The organism is Stutzerimonas decontaminans, from assembly GCF_000661915.1.
In the GTDB taxonomy this organism is placed as follows: domain Bacteria; phylum Pseudomonadota; class Gammaproteobacteria; order Pseudomonadales; family Pseudomonadaceae; genus Stutzerimonas; species Stutzerimonas decontaminans.
The window spans coordinates 2467124-2491041 of record NZ_CP007509.1; the positions used below are offsets into that span (position 1 = coordinate 2467124).

Sequence of the window (23918 nt, forward strand, 5' to 3'; positions counted from 1 at the left end):
CCTCATCCATCCGATTAGGGGGCATGTTGATGGGAGGCGCATCAGCGGCGGGGAGTTCGATGTACGCGATGGCTGGTTCACCACCGGGCAAAAAAAAACGCGGCCGGGGCCGCGTTGCGATAGGAACCTTGCGCTCGGTTCCAGGGGGATTACAGCAGAAGCGGCGCAGGTTCCTGCACATGACGTGCATAGCAAAGTAAGCCGGCGCGCTGGAGCTAACGCGCCGGGGCCCTCATCAGAAGAATCCGAGTGGATTGATGTCGTAGCTGATCAGCAGGTTCTTGGTCTGCTGGTAGTGGTCGAGCATCATCTTGTGGGTTTCGCGGCCGACACCGGACTTCTTGTAGCCACCGAACGCCGCGTGAGCCGGGTACAGGTGGTAGCAGTTGGTCCAGACGCGACCGGCCTTGATGCCGCGACCCATGCGGTAGGCGCGGTTGATGTCACGGGTCCAGACGCCGGCACCCAGGCCGAACTCGGTGTCGTTGGCAATCGCCAGCGCTTCTGCCTCGTCCTTGAAGGTCGCAACACCGACTACGGGTCCGAAGATCTCTTCCTGGAACACGCGCATCTTGTTGTGGCCTTTGATCAGCGTTGGCTGCACGTAGTAGCCAGTCGACAAGCTGCCTTCGAGCTTCTCGGCGGCACCGCCGGTGAGGATCTGCGCGCCTTCCTGCTGAGCGATCTCCATGTAGGAGAGGATCTTGTCGAACTGCTGCTCGGACGCCTGGGCGCCGACCATGGTGTCGGTATCCAGCGGGTTGCCACGCTTGATCGCCTTGATCTTCTTCATCACCACTTCCATGAAGGGCTCGAAGATCGATTCCTGGATCAGCGCACGCGACGGGCAGGTGCAGACCTCACCCTGGTTGAAGAAGGCCAGTACCAGGCCTTCAGCGGCTTTCTCGATGAATGCAGGCTCGGCATTCATGATGTCTTCGAAGAAGATGTTCGGGCTCTTGCCACCCAGCTCCACGGTGCTCGGAATGATGTTCTCGGCGGCGCAACGCATGATGTGCGAGCCGACTGGAGTCGAGCCGGTGAAAGCGATCTTGGCGATGCGGGTGCTGGTGGCCAGCGCCTGACCGGCTTCGCGACCGAAGCCCTGGACGATGTTCAGCACGCCCGGCGGCAGCAGGTCACCAACCACTTCGATGAACACCATGATCGACAGCGGGGTCTGCTCGGCCGGCTTGAGCACGATGCAGTTACCAGCAGCCAGGGCCGGAGCCAGTTTCCAGGCGGCCATCAGCAGCGGGAAGTTCCACGGGATGATCTGGCCAACCACGCCCAGCGGCTCATGGAAGTGATAGGCCGCGGTGTGCTCGTTGATCTCGGCAGCGCTGCCTTCCTGGGCGCGGATGCAGCCAGCGAAGTAGCGGAAGTGATCCGCTGCCAGCGGTACGTCGGCGTTCAGGGTTTCACGAACGGCCTTGCCGTTGTCCCAGGTTTCGGCGACCGCGAGCTTTTCCAGGTTGGCTTCGATGCGATCGGCGATCTTCAGCAGAATCAGCGCGCGGTCCTGCACCGAGGTCTTGCCCCAGGCGTCGGCGGCAGCGTGAGCGGCGTCCAGCGCCTTCTCGATATCTTCGGCACCGGAGCGCGGGAATTCGGCAATGACCTCACCATTGACTGGCGAGGTGTTGACGAAGTACTCGCCTTTGACCGGCGGGACGAATTCACCACCGATGTAGTTGCCGTAGCGCGGCTTGAAGGATACGACGGCGCCTGGGGTACCGGGCTGAGCGTAGATCATGATGGGCCTCTCTTCTTCTGCTTGTCGGAGCCTGTGCCGGAAAGTGCACAGGACATGGACCGATCTTAGGCAGCGGGGTCTTCGCTCCGGTATGCACCCATGGCAGCGGAGGACTCCTCATTTGGTAGTAGATGGCAAGGCGCAGAGGCAGAGCTGGTGGCGGTTTGCGATTGATACGACCAGCCTGGATCGGGAGAAAAAGCCGAGCAGGATAGACCCTGGATCGCACTCTAAAAATGACGTTGAACAAGGGTGTCTGCCCAGAGCGCAAATTCTTCTGTAACGCAAGAAAAGCGCGACCAAAAGGCGGCAAAACCAACCCCAAAGTCTTATTAGCCCACCTGCCAAAGCGCCTTAGCTTCGGGGTGCGACATCGCTTTTCCCCACAACACCCAATGAGGAGATATGCCATGCAGTGGATCGATCCGGACTTCTGCGACCTGCGTCTGGGCTTCGAAGTCACCGCGTACGTCTACGTACGCTGAGCCCCTGACCGGCGTGATCGAACATCGCTTCACGCCGGTCGAGCGAGGATATGGACATGACGACAACAACAATGATTTCACCAGCCTGCCGTTACGAGATCCGCCCGCCCTTCCTCTTTCGCTGGGAAGACTCGCAGCAAGCCCACGTGCTGCTCTACCCAGAGGGCATCGTCAAGCTCAACGCCACCGGCGGCGAGATTCTGCGGCGCTGCGACGGCACGACCAGCGTCGCCGAGCTGATCGATCAGCTCGCGCTTAGCTACAACGCATCCGACGTCGACGCGATTCGCAACGGCGTCCTGAATTTCCTGGAGGTATCCCATGGCAAGGGCTGGATCCGAGCTAAGGCTTGATGGCAGCGGCAACCCGGTCTGGCTGCTGCTGGAGCTGACCTACCAGTGCCCGCTGCAGTGCGTGTTCTGCAGCAACCCGCGCAACTTCGCCGATTACCGCCAGGACGAATTGAGCACCGCCGAGTGGATCGATGTAATGGCCCAGGCCCGTGCCATGGGCGCGATGCAGATCGGCTTCTCGGGCGGCGAGCCCACGCTGCGCAAGGATCTCGAAACGCTGGTCGCCGAGGCTGACCGCATGGGCTACTACACCAACCTGATCACCTCCGGTATTGGCCTGACCGAAGCGCGCCTGCGTGCCCTGAAGGATGCCGGGCTGCGCCACATCCAGCTCGGTTTTCAATCAACCGACCGTGAAGTGGCTCGTCAGCTGGCCGGCGTCGATGCCCTGGAGCGCAAACTGCGCATGGCGCGGCTGATCAAGTCCATTGACTTTCCCATGGTGCTCAACGTACCGATCACTCGGCAGAACATCGCTCAGGTGCCGGAGATCATCGCGTTCGCCGTCGAGTTGGGAGTCGAGTATCTCGAACTGGCGAACGTGCAGTACTACAACTGGGCACTGCTCAACCGCGATGCGCTGATGCCGACCCATGCCGAACTGCAGAGAGCCGAAGACGAGGTACATAACGCACGCGAGCGTTTCGGTGATCGACTGACCATCTTCTTCGTCATCCCAGACTATTACGAAGGCCGTCCAAAGGCCTGCATGAACGGCTGGGGCACGATTCACGTCACCATCGCGCCAAACGGCAACGTGCTGCCCTGCTCCCAGGCCAGCAACTTCAAGGACCTGACCTTCCCAAACGTGCGTCAGCAACGGCTAGAGCAGATCTGGTACGACTCGCCGGTATTCAACCTCTACCGTGGCGACGCCTGGATGCCCGAACCCTGCCGCAGCTGTGAGGATAAGGAAAAAGATTTCGGCGGCTGCCGCTGCCAGGCCCTGCTGCTGACCGGCAATGGTGCCAACACCGATCCGGCCTGCAGTAAATCTCCACATCATCAGCTGATTCGCCAGGCCGTGGCGCTGGCGCAGGAAGCTACGCGCCCGCAGGGCACGCTGATCACCCGACAGGCCAGTCAGGGGGTGGAACTTGAAACTGCCCCATGACTCGTTCGGCGGCACCGTTGGCGCGGGCCTCGCGCTAACGCTTGGTTGTTACCTGCTACTGCGTTACTGGTTAGTGGGTTGAGCCATGCAGCTACCCGTTCTCGACCTGCTGGCCCGCTACGCGCACCTGCTGTTCGCGTTGGTCTGGGTCGGTCATAACTACGCCAACTTCATCCAGAACCCGCGCTTCGTGCCACTGCAGAACGGTATCGATACCGCCACGTTGAACCGCGATCTGGAAGTGCGGATGAAACGTGAGCACGGCATCTTCCGCTACGCCTCCGTGGTCGTCTGGGTATCCGGCATGTTCATGCTCTGGCAACGCGGCTGGCTGGCTGATGCATTGCTGCTACAAGGCCCGCTGGCAGTGATCGGCCTGGGCGCCTGGATTGGCACGCTGATGCTGCTCAATCTCTGGCTGGTGCTGTGGCCGCATCAGAAAAAGCTGCTCGGCTTCGTTCCGGCGACTTTGGAAGAGCGGGTACGCTGCTCGCGGATTACCTTCCTCTCCTCGCGCAGCAACACCATTCTGTCCTTTCCCCTGCTGTTCCTGATGGCGAGTGGCGGTCATGGCCTGCACTTCTTCTGAGCGCGCCGAACGCTACAACTTCGCCTCCGGTCCGGCGATGTTGCCCAAGGAGGTGCTGGAACAGATTCGCGAGGAGCTGCCGAACTGGCGCAATACCGGCTCCTCCGTGCTTGAGCAGCCCTTCACCAGCACCGCCTTCAAGCAGCTGATGGTCGAGACCGAAGCCGACTTGCGTACATTACTGACGATCCCCGACAACTATCGCGTGCTCTTCATGCAAGGAGGTGCCTCGGCGCAGTTCGGCCTTTTGCCGCTCAATCTACTGCGGTCAGGACAGAGTGCGGACTACTTGGAGAGCGGCCACTGGGCACGCAAGGCAATCTCCGAGGCCCGCCGTCATTCGCCAGTCAATGTCATCGCTAGTGGTACAGAACAGGCCTTCACCGCCCTGCCCCCACTGGATCATTGGCAGCTCGATCCGGCTGCCGGCTATTGCCATGTGACCAGCAACGAAACCGGTAATGGGCTGCAGCTGCAGGAGTTTCCGGAACTGTCGGTACCACTGGTGGCGGATATGACCTCCGACTTTCTCACCCGGCCGCTTCCGCTCGAACGCTTCGGCCTGATCTATGCCAGCGCGCAAAAGAATCTCGGCGTCGCCGGGCTGTGCATAGTGATAATCCGCAACGATCTTCTGCGAGCGCCCCCTCCCGGTCTGCCGACCGCGTTCAGTTATGCGGCGCAGGCCGAGCAGCAGAGCCGCTTCAACACGCCACCCACCTTCGCCCTCTACGTGACCGGGCTGATGCTGCGCTGGATGGGACGTAACGGCGGCGTTCCAGCCATGGCTGCCGCAGCTCAGCAAAGAAGTCGCCTCCTATATCGCTGCGTTGAAAACAGCGACTTCTACCTGTGTCCGCAACGCCCCGCAGACCGTTCACCGATCAATGTCTGCTTCCAACTGACCAAGCCCGGACTGACCGAAACCTTTCTGACCGAGGCCGAGCGTAACGGCCTGGCCAATCTGCGCGGCCACGCAGCGATCGGCGGCATACGAGCCAGCCTCTACAACCCGATGCCACTGAGCGGAGTGGCGCGCCTGGTGGAATTCATGACTGATTTCGAGCGTAAGCATGGATAGAAGGCACGGCCTGCACGCTTTACGCCGCTCACTGGCACAGCAACTGTCACTGACTCTGGTCGACGTCGCCTGTCGTCTGCCGCACGCCATACCGGGTCGACCTCTTACCGTGATGGGCCTAAACTTTCCGTCGCCGCTAGGTATCGCCGCCGGCTTTGATCGCAATGGGCGTCTTGCCCGGCGGGTGGCGGCGCTGGGATTCGGTTTCAACGAGATCGGTAGTCTGACTGCGGATGGACTGGCGCAACTGGAGCCGATGTCACGTGGCGAGGCGCGCCTTGGAATAAACCTGACCCTGGATGCGGGAAGCTCGGTGGCGGAGAGCTGCGCGCTGCTGCGCAACGCATGGTCCGAGGCCGACTACCTGGTACTGAACCTGATCGGCCCGGCCAGCGCACCTCTGCTCTCAAATGCCGTGCGCCTGCGCAACCTCCTGACCGCTCTCCGTGAGGAGCATCAGCAGCTGAACCTGGAGGGCAAGCGCCAGGTACCGCTGGTAGCGAAGCTACGCTGCCTGCCAAAGCAGGTTCCCTTCTTGCTAGCCAGCATGCTGCTCGACCTCAAGTTCGACGGGCTATTAGCCGCCCACGACCCAGGACCGCCAGCTGCGCGCGAGCGCTACCGTGCCTGGCAGGACCCACAACAACAGGCACTGGCTTGTGAACAAATCGAGGGCTTGCGGCGCTTTTGCGGCCAGGGCATGGCATTGATCTCGGTGGGTGGCATCCAGACGGCGAGCCACTTGCAAGCGCGTATGGATGCCGGCGCCGAGCTGGTGCAGGTTCACACAGCACTGCTGCATCAGGGGCCGTGGCTGGCAAGCCACCTGCTCCGCTGAGCAACGATCTGCAGCAATAACGACAACGCCCCGGACCAGCCGGGGCGTTGTCAAAATGATCGACCGAGAAAACCAGCCGATCATTGCTCATCAAGTCGCGATCAGAACTTTTCGATTTTCGCCTCGGCCTGCAGCTTCTGGCGAAACGCTGCAAAGTCCTGCTGGCCAACACGCGAGGCCAGGAAGCGACGGAAATTCAGCTTCTCCTCATCGGATAGCGCAGCCTCGGGCTCGTTGACGCCGTTCAGGCGCACCACGACGTAGTCCCCATTGCTCAAGGCAACACCGGAATAGTTCGGCTTGTCCTGCTGCTCCGGGCGGGGCATGCGGAACACAGCCTGCAGCAGCGCCGGCGCAACACCTTCCTGACTCCGCGTGGCGGCTTCCACCGACTGCCATTGGCCATCCGGCTGCTGCCCCTGACGCAGATCCGCCAGCAGTTGCTCGCCTTGAGTACGAGCCGTCTCGGCTGCCAGACTGCGCTGAAGCTGCTGAACGATATCGTCACGTACATCCGCCAGCGCGATGGGGGCCGGCTTCAGGTGCTCCTTGACGCGTAGTGCGATGGAAGTATCAGGATCGAGCTCGATGACGCTGCTATTGGCACCATCTACCAGCACCTCTTCGCTGAAAGCAGCCTGGATAACCTGGCGATTGGCAGTGATGCCTTCGCCGCCGTCACGGCCGAACGCTTCGGTGGTCTGTACCATCAGACCAAGATCCTGCGCCGGCTGCGTCAGGTCGGACGCCTCGAATGCAGCGTCTTCCAGTTGCTTGCTGGTTTCCACGAACCGCTGCTCGACCTGCTGCGCCTTGAGTTCGCGAACCAGCTCGGGCTTCATGCTTTCGAAAGACGGCACCTCAGGTGACTGGACGCCCAATAGCTTGATGATGTGCCAGCCGAACTCGGACTGCACCGGTGCCGAGACTTCCCCTTCGCTCAACGCATAAAGTGCATCTTCGAACGCGGGGTCATAGACGCCGGGTCCGGCGAAGCCCAGATCACCGCCTTCATTGGCAGAGCCCGGGTCCTGCGAGGTTTCCTTGGCGACGATGGCAAAATCTTCACCGCCCTTAACCCGCGCGGCTATTTCTTCAATTTTCGCCTTGGCCTGCTCATCGCTGAGCTCACCGCCGGTTTCGATGAGAATGTGCGCAGCACGGCGCTGCTCGGCGAGATTGGCGATCTGCTTCTGATAAAGCTCTTGAAGCTCCTCATCGGACGCCTCGACCTGATCGAAGAAGGACTCCTTCTTCAACTCGACATACTCGATGACCACCTGCTCAGGTGTACGGAAACGATCGGCATTGGCCTCGTAATAATCTTTGATCTGCTCGTCGCTCACCTCGATCGACTCGCGCTGCGCGGGCACGGTAAGCGTTGCGAAATCCCGGGTTTGCATCTCGAGACGAGCAAAGCTCTCGACCTGCTGATCGGTCACGAAGCCGGTACCGGAAATGCCGGCACGCAGCTGCCCAATCAGCATCTCCTGCTCGAGCAACTGGCGGAACTGCAGACGGGAATAGCCCATCTGCTGGATGACCTGGTCGAAACGTGCAGGGCTGAAGGCGCCTTCCACCTGAAATTCGGGAGTCTGCAAAATCAATTGGTCGAGCGCTTCGCGGGAGAAAGCGAAGTTCGCACTCTTGGCACTTTGCAAAAGCAGCATGCGGTCGATCAACGAACCGAGCGCAGCATCACGCAGCAAGCGATCATCGATCAGTGAGGCGTCGAAGTCTTGCCCCAGTTGCTGGGCCAGTTGACGCCGCTGCATGTTCATCGCCTGGTCCAGGTCGTAGCGGGAAATCTCCTCGCCATTGACCTCGGCTGCATTCTGGCTGTTGCTGGTAGCGTTGAAGATGGCTTCGAAGCCCGTCAACGCCAACAGAACGACAATGATGCCGATGATGGTTTTGGCTATCCAGCCTTGTGAATTGTCCCTGATGTTCTGAAGCATGCGACCCCCAGGAGTCTGCGGCGCGGTGGCTTGCGCAACGCGGGTTGTAACCGGATAAAAGAAAGGCGCATCCAGGGATGCGCCTTCTCGGAGCTTTTGGAGCGGTTGGGCTTATTCCCCCAAGCCTGAATGCAGCAGGCCAGGCCTGCTCTACAACCGCCCCGAGCCAGCGCAGCTACTGCTGACTGGCCGGGTGAAAAGCGCTTAGTTGACAGCGTCTTTCAGAGCCTTGCCAGCTTTGAAGCCCGGGATCTTGGCAGCGGCGATGTTGATCGGCTTGCCAGTCTGCGGGTTGCGACCGGTGCGCGCAGCGCGCTCCTTGACAGCGAAAGTACCGAAACCAACCAGTACAACGGAGTCACCAGCCTTCAGGGCACCGGTGACGGATTCGATCACTGCATCCAGCGCGCGGCCAGCAACAGCTTTTGGGATATCAGCAGATGCAGCGATAGCATCGATCAGTTCCGACTTGTTCACTCTAAGTCCCCTTATTTCTGTTGAGTCGTATCTTTAATTTTCGGGTGTAAGCAAAGCGGTGCTAGATGGCAATGACACAAGAGGCCGATTAAACAAGGGCACCTGAAGTGTGTCAACGTGGCCGTCCAGACTAATGCGTGCTGATTCGCTCCTTGGAATCAGGCTCGCGCTTGTCGTCCTTTGCAACAATCTCGGGAGCCGCATCGGGCAAGGGCTCCGGCGCGTATTGCAGCGCAATTTGCAGGACCTCGTCAATCCACTTCACCGGTTTAATCTGCAGGTCCTGCTTAATATTTTCAGGAATCTCTTTCAGATCACGCTGATTCTCTTCCGGAATGATCACCGTCTTGATCCCACCACGATGAGCGGCGAGAAGTTTTTCCTTCAATCCGCCAATTGCAAGCACCTGCCCACGCAAAGTTATTTCGCCGGTCATTGCGACATCTGCGCGCACCGGAATCTGAGTCAGCGCAGAAACCAGCGCGGTGCACATACCGACACCGGCGCTTGGCCCATCTTTCGGCGTCGCGCCTTCGGGAACGTGGATATGAATATCCTGCTTTTCGTGAAAGTCGGCGGCTATACCAAGACTGGTCGCACGGCTGCGGACCACCGTCAGCGCTGCCGTGATCGATTCGCCCATGACCTCGCCCAGCGAGCCGGTCTTGGTTAAGCGCCCCTTGCCGGGCACCACCGCGGCCTCGATAGTGAGCAGCTCACCACCGACCTGGGTCCACGCCAGACCCGTCACCTGCCCTACTTGGTCCTGCTGCTCAGCAAGGCCATAGCGGAACTTGCGCACGCCCAAGAAGTGCTCCAGCGAGTCCGCATCCACCACAACGTGGAAACGCTTCTCCGCAGCATGTTCCTTGACGACCTTGCGGCACACCTTGGCCAGCTGCCGTTCGAGACTGCGAACGCCCGCCTCGCGGGTGTAGTAGCGGATGATGTCGCGAATTGCCGCTTCCTGAAACTCCAGCTCGGTTTTCTTCAGGCCATTGGCCTCGATCTGCTTGGGCGCCAGGTAGCGGGTGGCAATATTGACCTTTTCATCCTCTGTGTAGCCGGGCAACCGGATGACTTCCATGCGGTCAAGCAACGGCGCAGGAATGTTCATGGAGTTGGCAGTGCAGAGAAACATCACGTCCGAGAGGTCATAGTCGACCTCGAGGTAGTGATCGTTGAAGTTATGATTCTGCTCCGGGTCCAGCACCTCGAGCAGCGCAGACGCCGGGTCACCGCGCATGTCGCTGCCCATCTTGTCGATCTCATCGAGCAGGAACAACGGGTTGCGGACACCGACCTTGGTCATCTTCTGGATCAACCGGCCGGGCATGGAGCCAATGTAGGTACGACGGTGACCACGAATCTCGGCTTCGTCACGCACCCCGCCAAGCGCCATGCGGACGAACTTGCGATTGGTCGAGCGTGCGATGGACTCGGCTAGCGAGGTTTTACCAACGCCTGGAGGGCCAACCAGGCAAAGTACGGGACCCTTGAGCTTCTTCACGCGCTTCTGCACGGCAAGATACTCAAGTATCCGGTCCTTGACCTCTTCCAGACCATAGTGGTCCGCGTCGAGCACCTCTTCAGCCTTCGCCAGATCCAAGCGCACCTTGCTGGCAGCCTTCCAAGGCACGTTCACCAGCCAATCGATATAGGTTCGGACCACGGTCGCTTCGGCAGACATCGGCGACATCTGCTTGAGCTTGTTCAGCTCGGCCTGAGCCTTGGCGTAGGCGTCTTTGCTGAGGCCAGCATTCTCGATGCGCTTCTTCAGCTCGTCGACTTCGTTGTGGCCTTCATCGATGTCGCCGAGTTCCTTCTGAATGGCTTTCATCTGCTCATTCAGATAGTACTCGCGCTGGCTGCGTTCCATCTGCTTCTTCACGCGACCGCGAATGCGCTTTTCTACCTGAAGCAGGTCAATCTCGGCGTCGAGCAGTGCCAGCACGTGTTCGACCCGCGCAGGGAGATCGGTAATTTCGAGAATCTGCTGCTTCTGCTCGATCTTCAGCGCCATGTGCGCAGCCATCGTATCGACCAAGCGCGCCGGCTCATCGATGCTACTCAGCGAGGACAAGACCTCCGCCGGAACCTTCTTGCCGAGCTGGACATACTGCTCGAACTGACTGAGCAGGCTGCGGGTAAAGACTTCGGATTCGCGTGCGTCGACCTCGGCCTCCTCGATCAACGAGACCTCGGCGCGGCAGTGATCGTCGACCTCGACGAAGCGCTCGATAACGCCTCTCTGCTCGCCCTCAACGAGCACCTTGACCGTGCCGTCAGGCAGCTTGAGAAGCTGCAGCACGGTCGCCACCGTACCGACTCGGTACAACGCGTCCTCAGCCGGATCGTCATCAGCGGGATTCTTCTGCGCCAGCAAGAGGATCTGCTTATCGCCGGCCATGGCGGATTCGAGCGCTTCGATGGATTTTTCACGGCCAACGAAAAGCGGGATCACCATGTGCGGGTAAACCACCACATCGCGCAGCGGCAAAAGGGGCAATTCGATGGTTGTCTTCATAATTCAGCTCTACGACGGCCATTCGGCGGTAAACGGATGGGCAATGCCCTGACAGCAAAGATGGGGGCATGCTCCGCAAAAAACAAGGCAGCGGACCAAATGCAAAGGGGCCCGCAGGCCCCTTTGTTCGATTACGCCTCAGGCGCCGCCTTGGCTGGCGGCTCGGTGTTCTCGTAAATCAACAAAGGCTGGGATGTGCCTTCGATCACGCTTTCATCGATGACAACCTTGCTGACCTCCTTCTGTGAGGGAATCTCGTACATGGTGTCCAGCAGCACGCCTTCCAGAATCGAACGCAGACCGCGCGCGCCAGTCTTGCGCTCAAGTGCTCGAGAAGCGACCGCTTTCAGCGCGTCCGGACGGAACTCCAGGTCCACGCCTTCGAGTTCGAACAACTTGGCATATTGCTTAGTAAGCGCGTTTTTTGGCTCGGTGAGTATCTGGATCAGCGCCGCCTCGTCGAGCTCGTCAAGTGTGGCGATCACCGGTAGGCGACCAACGAACTCGGGGATGAGACCGAATTTGACCAGGTCGTCCGGCTCAACGGCCCGTAGTGCCTCGCCGATCTTCTTGCCCGGGTCCTTGCTGCGCACCTCGGCGTTGAAACCGATGCCGCCCTGTGTAGACCTGCCCTGAATGACCTTCTCCAGACCGGCGAACGCACCACCGCAGATGAACAGGATATTGCGAGTATCCACCTGCAGGAATTCCTGCTGCGGGTGCTTGCGACCGCCCTGCGGCGGAACGGAAGCGACAGTACCTTCGATCAACTTGAGCAGCGCCTGCTGGACGCCTTCTCCCGATACATCGCGAGTGATCGACGGGTTATCGGACTTGCGGGAAATCTTGTCGATTTCGTCGATGTAGACAATGCCCATCTGGGCCTTCTCTACGTCGTAATCGCACTTCTGCAATAGCTTCTGGATGATGTTCTCAACGTCTTCGCCCACATAGCCCGCTTCGGTGAGCGTGGTTGCATCGGCGATGGTGAACGGTACATTGAGCAGGCGTGCCAAGGTTTCGGCCAGCAGCGTCTTGCCGGAGCCGGTAGGGCCGATCAGCAGAATATTGCTCTTGCCCAGCTCGACTTCTTCTTTCTTATCGCGCTGGTTCAGCCGTTTGTAGTGGTTGTAAACGGCCACTGCGAGGATCTTCTTCGCGCGTTCCTGACCAATGACGTACTGGTCGAGAATGCCGCTGATCTCCTTGGGCGCAGGCAGTTTGTGCGCGTTGCTCTCAGCCTGCGCTTCCTGCACCTCCTCGCGGATGATGTCATTGCACAGGTCGACGCACTCGTCGCAGATGAAAACGGAGGGCCCGGCGATCAACTTGCGTACTTCATGCTGGCTTTTGCCGCAAAAAGAGCAATAGAGCAGTTTGCCGGAGTCCTCGCCGTTGCGGGTGTCAGTCATTCGATCGATCCAATCGGGAAGGCTTGAAACACAAGATGAAGGCAATCGTGGGCTTTTTCAAGCCCACGGCACAGCCACATATCGCAGGCTGCGGAGATCAAACGGCCAGTTGACGCTGGGTCAGAACCTGGTCAATCAATCCGTACTTGACGGCATCGTCACCGCTCATGAAGTTGTCGCGGTCGGTGTCGCGGGCAATCACATCCATCGGCTGGCCGGTATGGTGAGCCAGGACTTTATTCAGGCGCTCGCGGATGGTCAGGATCTCACGTGCGTGAATCTCGATATCCGAAGCCTGACCTTGGAAGCCGCCCAATGGCTGATGAATCATCATCCGCGAATGCGGCAAGCAGTAACGCTTGCCAGCGGTTCCACCTGTCAAAAGCAGCGCACCCATGGAACAGGCTTGACCGATACAGATGGTCGACACGTCCGGCTTGATGAACTGCATGGTGTCGTAAATCGACATACCGGCAGTCACCGAGCCACCTGGGGAGTTGATATACAGGTGAATGTCCTTCTCGGGATTTTCGGCCTCGAGGAAGAGCATCTGCGCGACGATCAGGTTGGCCATATAGTCTTCGACCTGGCCTACCATGAAGATCACCCGCTCCTTGAGGAGGCGGGAATAGATGTCATAGGCGCGCTCACCGCGTGCGGATTGCTCGATCACCATCGGGACCAGGCCGCCGGCGGCCTGAATGTCCGGAGCTTGCATAAAAGGATTGCGGGACATGTTCCAACGATACTCCCTATGTCATGCCTTAAAAGACATAAGCCAGCACGAGGCTGGCTTATGTTTGTGCACTCGAATGTAAGAAATCAGGCAGCTTGCGGGGCTTCCGCAGGCTTGACAGCTTCTTCGTAGGAGACCGACTTGTCAGTCACCTTGGCTTGCTGCAGAACAGTATCTACAACTTGCTCTTCGAGCACAACCGAACGGACTTCGTTCAATTGCTCGGCGTTCTTGTAGTACCAGGCGACAACCTGCTCGGGCTCCTGATAGGCAGATGCCATTTCTTCGATCAGCTCACGCACACGGGCTTCATCAGGCTTCAGTTCTTTCTGCTTCACCACTTCAGCAACGATCAGACCGAGGACGACGCGGCGCTTGGCCTGCTCCTGGAAGAGCTCAGCGGGCAGCTGATCAGGCTTGATGTTGCCACCGAACTGCTGAACAGCCTGGACACGCAGACGGTTCACTTCGTTGTCGATCAGCGCCTTCGGCACCTCGATCGGATTGCCAGCTACCAGCCCTTCCATGACCTGGTTCTTCACCTTGGTCTTGATGGCCTGACGCAGCTCGCGCTCCATGTTCTTCTTCACCTCGGCGCGGAAGCCTTCGACACCACCTTCCTGCACGCCGAACTGGGCGAAGAACTCGTCATTCAGCTCGGGCAGCTGCGGAGCGGCAACGGCGTTCACGGTGACGGTGAACTCGGCAGTTTTGCCGGCCAGATCGAGGTTTTGGTAATCCTCAGGGAAGGTCGGATTGATCACGCGCTCTTCACCCGCCTTGGCGCCGACCAGTGCATCTTCGAAGCCCGGGATCATGCGGCCCGAGCCCAGCACCAGCTGAGTGCCCTTGGCCGATCCGCCGGCGAAGGCTTCACCGTCGATCTTGCCGACGAAGTCGATGGTCAGCTGGTCGCCATTCTCGGCAGCACGCTCGACGTTTTCGAAACGGGTGTTCTGCTTGCGCAGGATTTCCAGCATGTTGTCGACGTCGGCATCGGCCACTTCAGCTTGCAGACGCTCGATCTCGATGGCTTCGAAACCAGCCACTTCGAACTCGGGGAACACCTCGAAGGTGGCGACGTATTCCAGGTCCTTGCCCTTTTCGAACACTTTCGGCTCGACGGACGGCGCGCCGGCCGGGTTCAGCTTCTCTGCAACGACGGCTTCATAGAAAGTCGACTGGATCAGGTCGCCCAGCGCTTCCTGACGGGCGGCTTCTTCGTAACGCTGGCGAATCACGCTCATCGGCACTTTGCCGGGACGGAAACCAGGAATCTTGGCACGGCTGGCGGTCTGTTGCAGACGCTTGTTGACTTCGGTCTCGATGCGCTCGACCGGCACGCCGATGGTCATGCGGCGCTCAAGAGCGGAGGTGCTTTCAACAGAAACTTGCATGGATTTTCCTCGTTGCACAGACATAAGCCGGGCGTTCCGGCCCCAGAATGGGCAAGCATTCTAGTGGCTCGGTTGACATAAGTCACCCTGCCTGTCACGCCGAACCGAATGGCGGCTAGGCAAGCCATTCAGCGAAAGTCACGACTGCGTATGTCTAGGCCGCTCAGCAACATGCTCAGATCGGTCAGGCGCCCGGCTATCAGATGTCTGACCCCGTCCTGGCTTTCCAGCTTGCCTTCGACCTGCAGCAGTTGTGAGCCGACGAGCGCCCGCCGCTGCCGCTCGGCCAATTCATGCCACACCACGACGTTGACCATGCCGAATTCGTCCTCCAGCGTCACGAAGATCACGCCGCTGGCTGTTTGCGGTTTCTGCCGTCCAGTCACCAGCCCTGCCACACGCACCTGACGTCCGCTGTCAACGCCGGCCAGATCCCTTGAAGCCAGGCAGCGCCGTGCTCGCAAGGTCCCACGCAACAACTGCAGTGGATGCGGGCCCAGCGTGGTGCCCAGCAGCTCGTAATCGCTCTGCATATCTTCAGCCACGCTCGGCAGCGGCAGCGTCACCACGGACTCTTGCGCCACCAGTCCGGCGAACAGAGGCAGCTGTTCCTCGACGCCGGCAATGGCCCAGCGGGCTCGGTGGCGATGGCCCGCAAGGCCACGCAATGCGCCGGCATCAGCCAGCAACTCGCGCGACCGACGATCCAGCGCCGCGCGTCGACAGACGTCCTCAACATCCGCAAACGCTGCCTGCTGACGACTCCGCACCAAGCGTAGAGCGTCTTCGTCCTTGAACCCGCGCACCAGACACAAGCCCAGTCGGATGGCCGCGTGCCCCTGCTCGCCCCTCTCCAACGAACACTCCCAGTCACTGAAACGAATATCGACCGGACGGATTTCGATGCCGTGACGGCGCGCATCCTGAAGAATCTGGTCAGGACTGTAGAACCCCATCGGCCAGCTGTTGATCAGGGCGCAGGCAAAGGCCGCCGACTCATGACACTTCAACCAGCTACTGGCATAGGTCAGCAAGGCGAAGCTGGCTGCGTGGGATTCGGGGAAGCCATAGCTGCCAAAGCCTTTGATCTGCTCGAACAGACGCGCGGCGAATTCAGCCTGGTAACCATTGGCAAGCATCCGCTCGGTCAGCCGCTGCCGGTGCGGCTCGAGCCCACCGTGACGCTTCCATGCCGCCATGGAGCGACGCAGCTGGTCTGCCTCGCCTGGCGTGTAGTCGGCCGCGACGATGGCCAGCTCCATGACCTGCTCCTGAAACAGCGGAACACCCAGCGTTCGTTCGAGCACGGTACGAAGCTCCTCGGACGCATAGGTTTCCGGCTCCTCACCGTTACGCCTACGCAAATAGGGATGCACCATATCGCCCTGGATCGGCCCTGGCCGCACGATGGCCACCTGAATGACCAGGTCATAGAAGGTCTGCGGACGAAGCCTGGGCAGCATGGCCATCTGCGCACGGGACTCGATCTGGAACACGCCGACGGTATCGGCGCGCGAGATCATGGCGTAGGTCGCCGGGTCCTCCTGTGGCAGGCTGGCCAGCGTCCAGCGCTGGCCTCGATATCGCTCGACTAGATCGAAGCAGCGACGCAGCGCGCTGAGCATGCCCAGCGCCAGAACGTCGACCTTGAGCAGCCCCATCAGGTCCAGATCATCCTTGTCCCACTGAATGATGGTGCGTTCTGCCATCGCGGCATTTTCAACCGGCACCAGCGTCTGCAGCGGCCGCTCGGAAATGACGAAACCGCCTGGATGCTGCGACAGATGACGGGGAAAGCCCACCAGCTGGCCGGTCAGCACCAGCACACGGCGCAGCAACGGATTCTCCGGGTCGAAACCCGCCTCGCGAAGGCGCTCGGGCGCTGGCGGCGCGCTGCTATAGTGACCGCAGCAATCAGCCAGTGCACTGACCTGATCGGGCGGCAAACCCAGCGCCTTAGCCACGTCTCGCACAGCTCCAGCTCCCCGATAGCTGCTGACCACCGCGGTCAATGCCGCACGTTCGCGACCATAGCGACGGAAGATGTACTGAATGACTTCCTCGCGCCGCTCATGCTCGAAATCGACATCTATATCCGGCGGCTCGTTACGCTCCTTCGATAGAAAACGGGCGAACAACATGTGCCGCTGCGACGGATCCAGCTCGGTGATGCCAAGTGCGTAACAGACGGTGGAATTGGCAGCAGACCCGCGTCCCTGACAGAGAATGCCGCGTTCGCGCGCAAAGCGGACGATGTCGTGCACGGTCAGAAAGTAGCTTTCGTAACCCAACTCGGCGATCAGCTGGAGTTCGCTTTCGATCCGCTCACGGGCGACCGCGGGAGCGCCTCCGGGCCAGCGAGAAAGCGCACCCTGCTCTGTCAGCTGGCGCAGCCAGTGGGTAGCGGTCTGCCCAGGCGGTACCAGCTCGTGGGGATACTCATAGCGCAGCTGGCCAAGGTCGAATCGGCAGCGCTCGGCAATTCTCAGCGTTTCATCGAGCAGCGCGGCTGGGTACAGCTCGGCCAGTTGATGCCGTGAACGAAGGTGACGTTCGCCATTTGGGAAAAGTCGCTGCCCGGCTTCGGCAACGCTGCAATGATGGCGGATGGCTGTCAGGCAATCCTGCAGCGCACGCCGCCCGCGGGCGTGCATGTGAACATCGCCGGCTGCCACCAAGGCGATGCCAAGCGATTGAGCCAAAGCCTGGCAATGTGCGAGGCGCCGTGCGTCATCACTACCGTAGTGCAGTTCGACCGCCAGCCAGAGGCGATCGGCAAAGCGCTCACTGAGCCAATGACCATGAACTTCGTTGTCATCGAGTGACGGCAGCCAGAGCGCTAGAAGCCCCTGCGCCGACTGATCGATATCCTCACGCAGCAAACGGTACTGCCCTTTTTGCGCACGCCGACGTGCCAGGGTGATGAGGCGACACAGATTCTGGTAGCCCTCGATGTTCTCCACCAACAGCACCAGTTTTGGGCCGTCCTCGACCTTTACCTCGCTGCCGACGATCAAGGGAACGCCCGTCTCTCTGGCGGCCTGCCACGCACGCACGATCCCCGCCAGCGAGCACTCATCCGTGATGGCCAGCGCCTTGTAGCCATGCTGCCGAGCACGTTCGAACAACTCCAGTGCGCTGGAAGCACCGCGCTGAAAACTGAAGTTGGACAGGCAATGCAGCTCCGCGTAATCGGGCAGGTTCATGCAAACCACCCTTGCAGCATCAGAGGGCCTGCCTCCCCGAACGCTCGATAGGCCCAACCCAGCTGCCCAGTGCGAGTTTCGATCAGGAAGTAGTCACGTCGAATATCGTCCGCATCCCACCAGCCGGACTCGATGCGCTCTGGACCGCCCAGAATGCGGACCTCATTTTCCTTCAGCTGCTTCGCCTGTGGCAGCAACCATCCGGGGCGCTTATCCGCAGACCCATGACTGCCCGAGCCATCCTCGGTAGCCAATCGCCAGGCATGTTCCGGACGATGATCGTCCCGCGCATGCACTGCCAGAACCGCCCCCTCACCAAGGCGAGCTCGCAATCGCTCCCGCAGTTGCAGCCAGACCAGGCTACGTTGCGGGCGATCATCGAACAGCTCACGGCGCTCAGGCACGAACACGGGCAGGTCTTCGGCCACCAGCCGTAGCGCCTGCGTTGCCGTCGACAGTTGCAAACGCTCCAGACGTCCACGCGCCAGTTCGAAAAGCCGCTCGCTCTCGCGCTCCGGGCTCAGCAACCCCACGTCGAGCCGAGTGTCCGCAGCTGAACGATGCTCCATGTGCAACGCGAAGCGCTCCACACCACAATCACGGCCGTGCAGGAAAGCCGCCAAATCCGCGCACAACCGTCGCAACGGAAACAGCAATGCCTGATGCGACTCGACATCGAAATTAAACTCCAGGCGCTGCTCGAAACGCTCAGGCGGCAGGAAATAATCCAGTGCTATAGGTTGTTGCCCCAGCAGGCGATCAAGTTGCAGCAGTACTTCTGCAGGGAAACGCTTCGCCAGCCCCGAGCGAGGCAGAGCAAGCAACTGGCGCAACGTGCGTATCCCCATGCGCTGGCAGCTTCGGGCCGAATCGCGCGGTAAACCGAGTCGCTCCAGCGAAAGCGGCATGAGCGTCTCGAGCAGGCCCTGCTCATCGACCACCAGTCCATCGTGAACATTTGCCAGCACACGTGCCGCAACGGGGTTTGGTGCCACCACGATGCGGTGGCGGAAGCCCAGATCGGTGAGTTCCTGACGCAATCTGGCCTCGAATCGCGGCCAGGGACCGAAGAGTGCGAGGCTGGATTCCACCTCCAGCAGCAGGGTGCGCGGATAGAACAGGCTGACATGCGAACTGAAGCGATAGGCCCAGGCAGCCAGCAAGCGCTCCGAGCGCTCTATTTCTAGAGTGTCGTATTCAACCCGGATGAAGTCTCGCACCAGGGCCTGTGCCGCCGTCAGCGTCATGCCTGGACGTAGCCCAAGCTGGCGTGCCGGTGCGTTGACTGCCTGCAAAAACCGTCGTTGCGCCCCCCCGGTGATCATGGCCAGCGGCGCATCGCCAACTTCTTGCGCACGCAGCACGCCGTCGAGTGCCAGTTGCGGCAGAATAATGCAGGCCCAGCGCATTGCCGTCAGGCTCCCTCAGCCAGGGCAAACGAGGTCTGCGGCACCACACCGCCTCGACATTTGAGTAGCCGCACCGATCCGGGCGGCGTATCCAGCACTAGGCGCAATGCCGCTGGTGACGGATTGACTGCCTCGCCGGCATCACGAAGAGCAAAACCCAAACTATCACCGCTTTCGGCCGCCACCTGCAGGCGGCGCATGCCGCGGTCATCCGCACGCTGCGGCCAGCACAGCACGGCTGCACAACATCCGGAACGCAGGCATTGCTCCGCGGCCCACAACACTTCCTTGCCGGTCGCCTGGATGATCACCAGGTATTGCAAGACGACACCGGCTGCCAGCCATGCTGCCGGATAGGGAATGAAGGGTGGCGCCACCAGCACGACGCGCTGGCCAGCAGCGGTAAGACGGGCGATCGTTGGCCATAGCAAACGCAGCTCTCCTATCCCGGCAGCGGGCATCAGGATCTCGGTCAGCGCAGATTGCGGCCAGCCGCCCGTAGGCAGGCGCCTATCCAATGGAGCATGGCCTGTCGGTTGCGCCCCGGCAGCGGGCGCGACTGGCTGGCCCCGCCATACGCGACGCTGGTCGAGCAGGACTTCAAGCGCTGCGACCGTTCCCATCAGGCGAACCTCGCTATCAGCGTTCGGCCAGGAAATGCCTTATTAAGGAAAGAAATGAATGCACTGCTCACGGAGCTCACCTCTGAATACTGTCTATTTATACAGTATTCATACAGGCGATTCCATGTCGCTCATCGACGGTTCGAAATAGCCGCTACCCCTGCATCAGCCGCTTCATCCAGCCGAGCAACACCGTAGGCGGCAAGTCTGGACGGAGTGGCAGCGCGTAGCGGGTCGCGCCGAATAATCCGTGGCAGGCAGGCGCTGGCCTGCAGGCACAACGGCAATATTCGCTGCAGGACCGCTTTCAGAACCGCCTGGTGCGGTTCCTCGATTCCGTAGCGGCCTTCGTAGCCATCGTTGTCATCGGACAGCACCAGCCGAAGGGCTGCCGGCTGGTGCATCAGGCTAGCATGATGGGTATCCGCGTCGCAGCGGGGGGGCTCCGGCTCCAGGGAGGCTATGCGTAGCACTACGCCCCGCCCGCAAGCCGTAGGGTGGATGCACCCATCGCTTAAAAATAGCAATTCTCATCAAACTCAAGCGAACGCAGCGATTGGCGAGAAGGAGAAGTCGGCCCTGACAGAGAAAACCGGTATCAGGCGCGGAAAAAAAGCACCGTCATCACAACACCGGTAACAATCACAACCGCGCGTACAAAGCTCGAAGGCAGCCGTCGGCCGACACGAGCCATGACATAGCCGCCGACGGTCGCCGCCAACATCATGATCAGCGCCTCACGCCAAAGGATCGCACCGCCGAATGCGTATACAGACACTGCGATCGCGGTTAGTACGGAGGAAACCAGATTCTTGAGCCCCTGCATCGAGTTGATGTCTCGATGGCCAAGCAAACTGAATGCAGCGAGTAGCACGATGCCCAGACCGCCATTGAAATAGCCCCCATAGATGCTGACAACGGCCAGGGTGAAACCCTGCACCATTGCATTCGCCTCATCCTCGCCCGAATCGCGTTTGAACCTGCGCAGCAACCAAGGCCCGAAGGCGAACAGCAACGTCGCGACAAGCAGTAGCCAGGGAACGATTGCACGGAACACATCATCGGGCGTGGTCAGCAGCAGCGCCGCCCCTGCGGCACCGCCGCCCAGGCTTATGGCTACGAGCGCACCCATAGATAGCGTTGCGGGCGGACGCAGGTCCTCTCGATAGCCCCAGGTGCTTGCAAAATAGCCAGGCAGAAGTGCGAGAGTCCCTGAAGCATTCGCCGCCACGGCAGGCACGCCGGCATAAACCAGTGCCGGAAACGTGAAAAAACTGCCGCCACCGGCAATGGCGTTCAATCCGCCACCAAGAAAAGCGGCAACCAGCAAGATTGCCCACGTCGCGATCGAATGATCCATGAAGGTTCTACTCCCTTGTGTCCGTGTTTCGAGAATCAATTTCCAGCGTGCTGGCCAGCGTTTCTAGCGCCGGCGTCAATAGCTCGCTGGCCGCTATGGCAGCCTGCTCGGGGCAACCCCGAGCTATGGCGTCATAGACGGCCGCATGTGCTGCATAGGTAGGCTCCGGGAGCTGTTGTTCACCTTCCGTCTTGGCAATGGTGTTTTGCAGGCCCTCCCAGAAGAACTGATACATCTCAAGCAGCGTGACGTTATGGCTGGCGCGAACGATGCTCAGATGAAAATCGGCATCTCGTTCGACGAACGCCTCGAGTGAGGCCTGATCGCTCCAAGCCCCCCGCGCTCCGAGAGCATCACGTATCGCTCGCAGGTCCTCATCCGTGCGCCGCGACGCTGCCAGGCGCGCGGCTTCGACCTCCAGCGCACGTCGAACTTCGAGCTGATCATGCAGCGCGGCGTGATCGAGGCGCTGGAGCAATCCAGACGGGTCTCGGCTGGAGAGCACGAACGTCCCGGCCCCCTGGCGAACCTCCAACACCCCGGTATGGACCAGCGCCCGCACCGCCTCTCGGACTGTATTTCTACCGACACCAAGGGAGTTGCTGAGCTGGCTTTCAGTAGGTATTCGCATACCCGGCGACCATTCGCCGGCATTGATCTGCGATCGCATCTGCTCGATTACCCGCTCTACAAGCGAAGATCGAACGGTGTGCTGCAAGGACATTACCCATCACCCTCAAATTCATCCCATGTTTCAATCATAGGATGAATTTACAGCAACCTACAACCAGGCGTTGAAACGGGCGGTTTTTGAGCGCCAGGTTCAGCAATTACTGCTGTGAGCTGTGGCAGTTGCGAGGTATTAACAGAACCAGGAGTACTGAACGCAGCAAGTCACGGCGGGCCTGCCCAACCTTCAGAAATGCCACCAACAAATTGCACCGCGCTCCTGCATTCCAACGTGTGCAGCCGGGGGGATCATCTACGAATGCGGCTAATGCAGCTGCACGAAAAAGCCGACACGGCATTCACGCTCAAGCAGAAGCCCCACTAGCCTGGCGAACCCGCTAGCGAAGCTTGGTATTCTCACCGCGTCCTACTGTCATTGGGGGTTTCGTGTTCTCACTCAAGCGCAAAGGCGATTTCCGCCTGCAGCTGACCCGCACGCTGAAGCAACCTGGACGGCATAAGATCGAGCTGTATCTGTTCACCCCGCACGAGAGCAACCTGTCGGCCTGGACCCTGTCGGAGGAGCAGTTTTTCTTTACCACCCTGACGCACAGTTACGGGCTGCTTGGCATGCCATCGAAGGACCGCATCAGCAAGGCTGACCAATCCTTCGTACTGCTCTCGCCGCACTACGAAATCATGTACGGATCCTGGTTCTTCCAGTACCAGGCCTCAATGGAACGGTTGCGCCAGCAGATGCTCACCTCCGAGGCTGTGGCAGAGCCTGTGGCGCGTGCACTGCGGCTCAGCCAAAACTTCGCGCAACGCCTGCGCAGGTCCAACCCGAAGCAGAGCAACCAGCAGCGCTACTTCCGCCAGATGGATATCTATTTTTCGTGGCATGCCGAGCAATTCCTACTGGAAAGCATGACGCTCGCGGGCTATGCGACCCTCGACGAAGAGCTCAAGCAAGCGGTATCGGAGTTCCTGCGCCAGGAACTCCGATACCGCAAGGAGCGCGAGTACCTGAGCGACTTCCACGGAACCCCGACACGCATATGGAACCGCATGGCGCTGTATCACCGGCTGCTGGAGTACCCGGTACTGTTGCGTTCGAAGGTTACGCAGTTGGGCGCGGGCACCTATAAGCTGGTCAAGGCGGCGTCGACGATGCTGATCATGTCGCTCTTCACCTACTTTCTGTTCAATGCGCGTGACGCCAGCGAGAAACTCTCGCTCACCCTTTTGCTAGGGATAGCGCTGGTCTACGCCGTCCGTGATCTGCTGCGCGACGACATGATCACCGCCATCACTCGCAGACTGCGCAAAGGCAAGCCGCGCTGGAAGATTCGCCTGTTGATGCCGTACACCCGCAAGCTGCTCGCACAGCAACGGGTCTGGCTCGACTACCGCAAGCTGCCCGATCTACCGCCAGTGGTTCGGGAACACTCTGGCAAATGGGCCACCAACGAGGAGCGGCAGATCATCTGCTATCGCGTGCTGCTGACTCTGGACAAGGCCGCACTGGAGCACGACGAGATTCGGGAGCGGCTCACGCTGGATTGTGAACAGCTTTGCGCGATGATTCAGGCGAGCCACAACAAGCTGTTTGTCCAGGCCGAAAACGATGATTCCGCTAGCGATGGCAGCAAAGCTTCAGTCCAGGCCCACCCCATCGAGAAGCAGCACGACTATAACCTGCTGCTGTTGCATACCAATCCCGACGAGCACTTTCCATCGGCCCAGCGCTGGCGCCTGAGGCTAGGCACCAAGGGTATCGTGCAATGCGAAAGCAAGAAGGCCCACTGGCCCGAACCACCGGAGCTGCAACGCTCCGCATGGCATCGACTGAGCCGCCTGTGGAAGCGAGGATGAACCCATGCCACCCTACTGACTCTGCCAATGAGCACGCAGACGACGGCGGGATA

The 23918-nt window shown here is 60.2% G+C and carries 19 protein-coding genes; 7 read left to right on the forward strand and 12 right to left on the reverse strand.

Annotated features, from left to right (window positions below):
* Positions 1–235: 235 nt before the first annotated feature.
* Positions 236–1756 carry an acetaldehyde dehydrogenase ExaC gene (gene exaC / locus UIB01_RS11355; RefSeq protein ID WP_015277070.1) on the reverse strand — a complete coding sequence of 507 codons (1521 nt, stop codon included), beginning with the start codon at positions 1754–1756 and terminating at the stop codon, positions 236–238.
* A gap of 410 nt (positions 1757–2166) precedes the next feature.
* Here exaC and pqqA point away from each other — a divergent pair, with 410 nt between their 5' ends.
* From pqqA to UIB01_RS11380, 6 genes are all read left to right on the forward strand, one after another.
* Entirely contained in the window at positions 2167–2241 is a 75-nt protein-coding gene (gene pqqA / locus UIB01_RS22780) for a pyrroloquinoline quinone precursor peptide PqqA (protein ID WP_003282509.1), read from the forward strand.
* Positions 2242–2297: 56 nt separating this feature from the next.
* The gene (gene pqqD, locus UIB01_RS11360) at positions 2298–2594 is read left to right on the forward strand and encodes a pyrroloquinoline quinone biosynthesis peptide chaperone PqqD (RefSeq protein ID WP_038665696.1); all 297 of its coding nucleotides are present in this window, start codon (positions 2298–2300) and stop codon (positions 2592–2594) included.
* Positions 2563–3708 (forward strand): pyrroloquinoline quinone biosynthesis protein PqqE, encoded by a 1146-nt coding sequence (gene pqqE / locus UIB01_RS11365; RefSeq protein ID WP_038660314.1) that lies wholly within the window; start codon positions 2563–2565, stop codon positions 3706–3708. The genes pqqD and pqqE overlap by 32 nt, the downstream gene beginning before the upstream one ends.
* An 85-nt stretch (positions 3709–3793) precedes the next feature.
* Positions 3794–4297 carry a urate hydroxylase PuuD gene (locus tag UIB01_RS11370; protein ID WP_015277074.1) on the forward strand — a complete coding sequence of 168 codons (504 nt, stop codon included), beginning with the start codon at positions 3794–3796 and terminating at the stop codon, positions 4295–4297.
* On the forward strand, positions 4278–5378 hold the full coding sequence (serC, locus tag UIB01_RS11375; RefSeq protein WP_038660317.1) for a 3-phosphoserine/phosphohydroxythreonine transaminase: 1101 nt from the start codon (positions 4278–4280) through the stop codon (positions 5376–5378). Before UIB01_RS11370 ends, serC begins: the two co-directional genes overlap by 20 nt.
* Entirely contained in the window at positions 5371–6216 is an 846-nt protein-coding gene (locus tag UIB01_RS11380) for a dihydroorotate dehydrogenase (protein WP_038660319.1), read from the forward strand. Before serC ends, UIB01_RS11380 begins: the two co-directional genes overlap by 8 nt.
* A gap of 101 nt (positions 6217–6317) precedes the next feature.
* Here the strand turns inward: UIB01_RS11380 and UIB01_RS11385 are convergent, their stop codons facing one another.
* The 11 genes from UIB01_RS11385 to UIB01_RS11440 form a co-directional block, all read right to left on the reverse strand.
* Positions 6318–8174, reverse strand: coding sequence for a SurA N-terminal domain-containing protein (locus UIB01_RS11385; protein ID WP_038660321.1), 1857 nt, complete (start codon positions 8172–8174; stop codon positions 6318–6320).
* Between the two features lie 204 nt (positions 8175–8378).
* A complete protein-coding gene (gene hupB, locus UIB01_RS11390) occupies positions 8379–8651 on the reverse strand; it encodes a nucleoid-associated protein HU-beta (protein ID WP_003282502.1) in 273 nt (90 codons plus the stop codon).
* 130 nt (positions 8652–8781) lie between these two features.
* The gene (gene lon / locus UIB01_RS11395; RefSeq protein WP_038660324.1) at positions 8782–11178 is read right to left on the reverse strand and encodes an endopeptidase La; all 2397 of its coding nucleotides are present in this window, start codon (positions 11176–11178) and stop codon (positions 8782–8784) included.
* 131 nt (positions 11179–11309) lie between these two features.
* Positions 11310–12590, reverse strand: a complete 1281-nt coding sequence (gene clpX, locus UIB01_RS11400) for an ATP-dependent Clp protease ATP-binding subunit ClpX (RefSeq protein ID WP_038660328.1) — start codon at positions 12588–12590, stop codon at positions 11310–11312.
* A gap of 97 nt (positions 12591–12687) precedes the next feature.
* Positions 12688–13326, reverse strand: a complete 639-nt coding sequence (clpP, locus tag UIB01_RS11405) for an ATP-dependent Clp endopeptidase proteolytic subunit ClpP (RefSeq protein ID WP_038660331.1) — start codon at positions 13324–13326, stop codon at positions 12688–12690.
* A gap of 86 nt (positions 13327–13412) precedes the next feature.
* Positions 13413–14723 (reverse strand): trigger factor, encoded by a 1311-nt coding sequence (gene tig / locus UIB01_RS11410; protein WP_038660334.1) that lies wholly within the window; start codon positions 14721–14723, stop codon positions 13413–13415.
* Positions 14724–14851: 128 nt separating this feature from the next.
* Positions 14852–17929: an error-prone DNA polymerase gene (locus UIB01_RS11415; protein ID WP_038660336.1), complete on the reverse strand. Its 3078-nt coding sequence runs from the start codon at positions 17927–17929 to the stop codon at positions 14852–14854.
* Complete coding sequence (locus tag UIB01_RS11420) at positions 17926–19338, reverse strand: Y-family DNA polymerase (protein ID WP_038660339.1); 1413 nt, start codon at positions 19336–19338, stop codon at positions 17926–17928. The genes UIB01_RS11415 and UIB01_RS11420 overlap by 4 nt, the downstream gene beginning before the upstream one ends.
* A gap of 5 nt (positions 19339–19343) precedes the next feature.
* A complete protein-coding gene (gene imuA, locus UIB01_RS11425; RefSeq protein ID WP_038660340.1) occupies positions 19344–19961 on the reverse strand; it encodes a translesion DNA synthesis-associated protein ImuA in 618 nt (205 codons plus the stop codon).
* A gap of 598 nt (positions 19962–20559) precedes the next feature.
* Positions 20560–21321 carry a sulfite exporter TauE/SafE family protein gene (locus UIB01_RS11435; protein WP_038660345.1) on the reverse strand — a complete coding sequence of 254 codons (762 nt, stop codon included), beginning with the start codon at positions 21319–21321 and terminating at the stop codon, positions 20560–20562.
* A gap of 7 nt (positions 21322–21328) precedes the next feature.
* The gene (locus tag UIB01_RS11440; RefSeq protein ID WP_038660348.1) at positions 21329–22045 is read right to left on the reverse strand and encodes a FadR/GntR family transcriptional regulator; all 717 of its coding nucleotides are present in this window, start codon (positions 22043–22045) and stop codon (positions 21329–21331) included.
* Positions 22046–22437: 392 nt separating this feature from the next.
* Here UIB01_RS11440 and UIB01_RS11445 point away from each other — a divergent pair, with 392 nt between their 5' ends.
* Complete coding sequence (locus tag UIB01_RS11445) at positions 22438–23865, forward strand: hypothetical protein (protein ID WP_038660351.1); 1428 nt, start codon at positions 22438–22440, stop codon at positions 23863–23865.
* The last annotated feature ends 53 nt before the right edge of the window (positions 23866–23918 follow it).

Excerpts from the sequence above, each read along its gene's own strand:
- exaC (WP_015277070.1), bottom strand. The coding sequence starts at position 1,756 with ATGATCTACGCTCAGCCCGGTACCCCAGGCGCCGTCGTATCCTTCAAG.
- pqqD (WP_038665696.1), top strand. The coding sequence starts at position 2,298 with ATGACGACAACAACAATGATTTCACCAGCCTGCCGTTACGAGATCCGC.
- pqqE (WP_038660314.1), top strand. The coding sequence starts at position 2,563 with ATGGCAAGGGCTGGATCCGAGCTAAGGCTTGATGGCAGCGGCAACCCG.
- UIB01_RS11370 (WP_015277074.1), top strand. The coding sequence starts at position 3,794 with ATGCAGCTACCCGTTCTCGACCTGCTGGCCCGCTACGCGCACCTGCTG.
- serC (WP_038660317.1), top strand. The coding sequence starts at position 4,278 with ATGGCCTGCACTTCTTCTGAGCGCGCCGAACGCTACAACTTCGCCTCC.
- UIB01_RS11380 (WP_038660319.1), top strand. The coding sequence starts at position 5,371 with ATGGATAGAAGGCACGGCCTGCACGCTTTACGCCGCTCACTGGCACAG.
- UIB01_RS11385 (WP_038660321.1), bottom strand. The coding sequence starts at position 8,174 with ATGCTTCAGAACATCAGGGACAATTCACAAGGCTGGATAGCCAAAACC.
- lon (WP_038660324.1), bottom strand. The coding sequence starts at position 11,178 with ATGAAGACAACCATCGAATTGCCCCTTTTGCCGCTGCGCGATGTGGTG.
- clpX (WP_038660328.1), bottom strand. The coding sequence starts at position 12,590 with ATGACTGACACCCGCAACGGCGAGGACTCCGGCAAACTGCTCTATTGC.
- clpP (WP_038660331.1), bottom strand. The coding sequence starts at position 13,326 with ATGTCCCGCAATCCTTTTATGCAAGCTCCGGACATTCAGGCCGCCGGC.
- tig (WP_038660334.1), bottom strand. The coding sequence starts at position 14,723 with ATGCAAGTTTCTGTTGAAAGCACCTCCGCTCTTGAGCGCCGCATGACC.
- UIB01_RS11415 (WP_038660336.1), bottom strand. The coding sequence starts at position 17,929 with ATGAACCTGCCCGATTACGCGGAGCTGCATTGCCTGTCCAACTTCAGT.
- UIB01_RS11420 (WP_038660339.1), bottom strand. The coding sequence starts at position 19,338 with ATGCGCTGGGCCTGCATTATTCTGCCGCAACTGGCACTCGACGGCGTG.
- imuA (WP_038660340.1), bottom strand. The coding sequence starts at position 19,961 with ATGGGAACGGTCGCAGCGCTTGAAGTCCTGCTCGACCAGCGTCGCGTA.
- UIB01_RS11435 (WP_038660345.1), bottom strand. The coding sequence starts at position 21,321 with ATGGATCATTCGATCGCGACGTGGGCAATCTTGCTGGTTGCCGCTTTT.
- UIB01_RS11440 (WP_038660348.1), bottom strand. The coding sequence starts at position 22,045 with ATGTCCTTGCAGCACACCGTTCGATCTTCGCTTGTAGAGCGGGTAATC.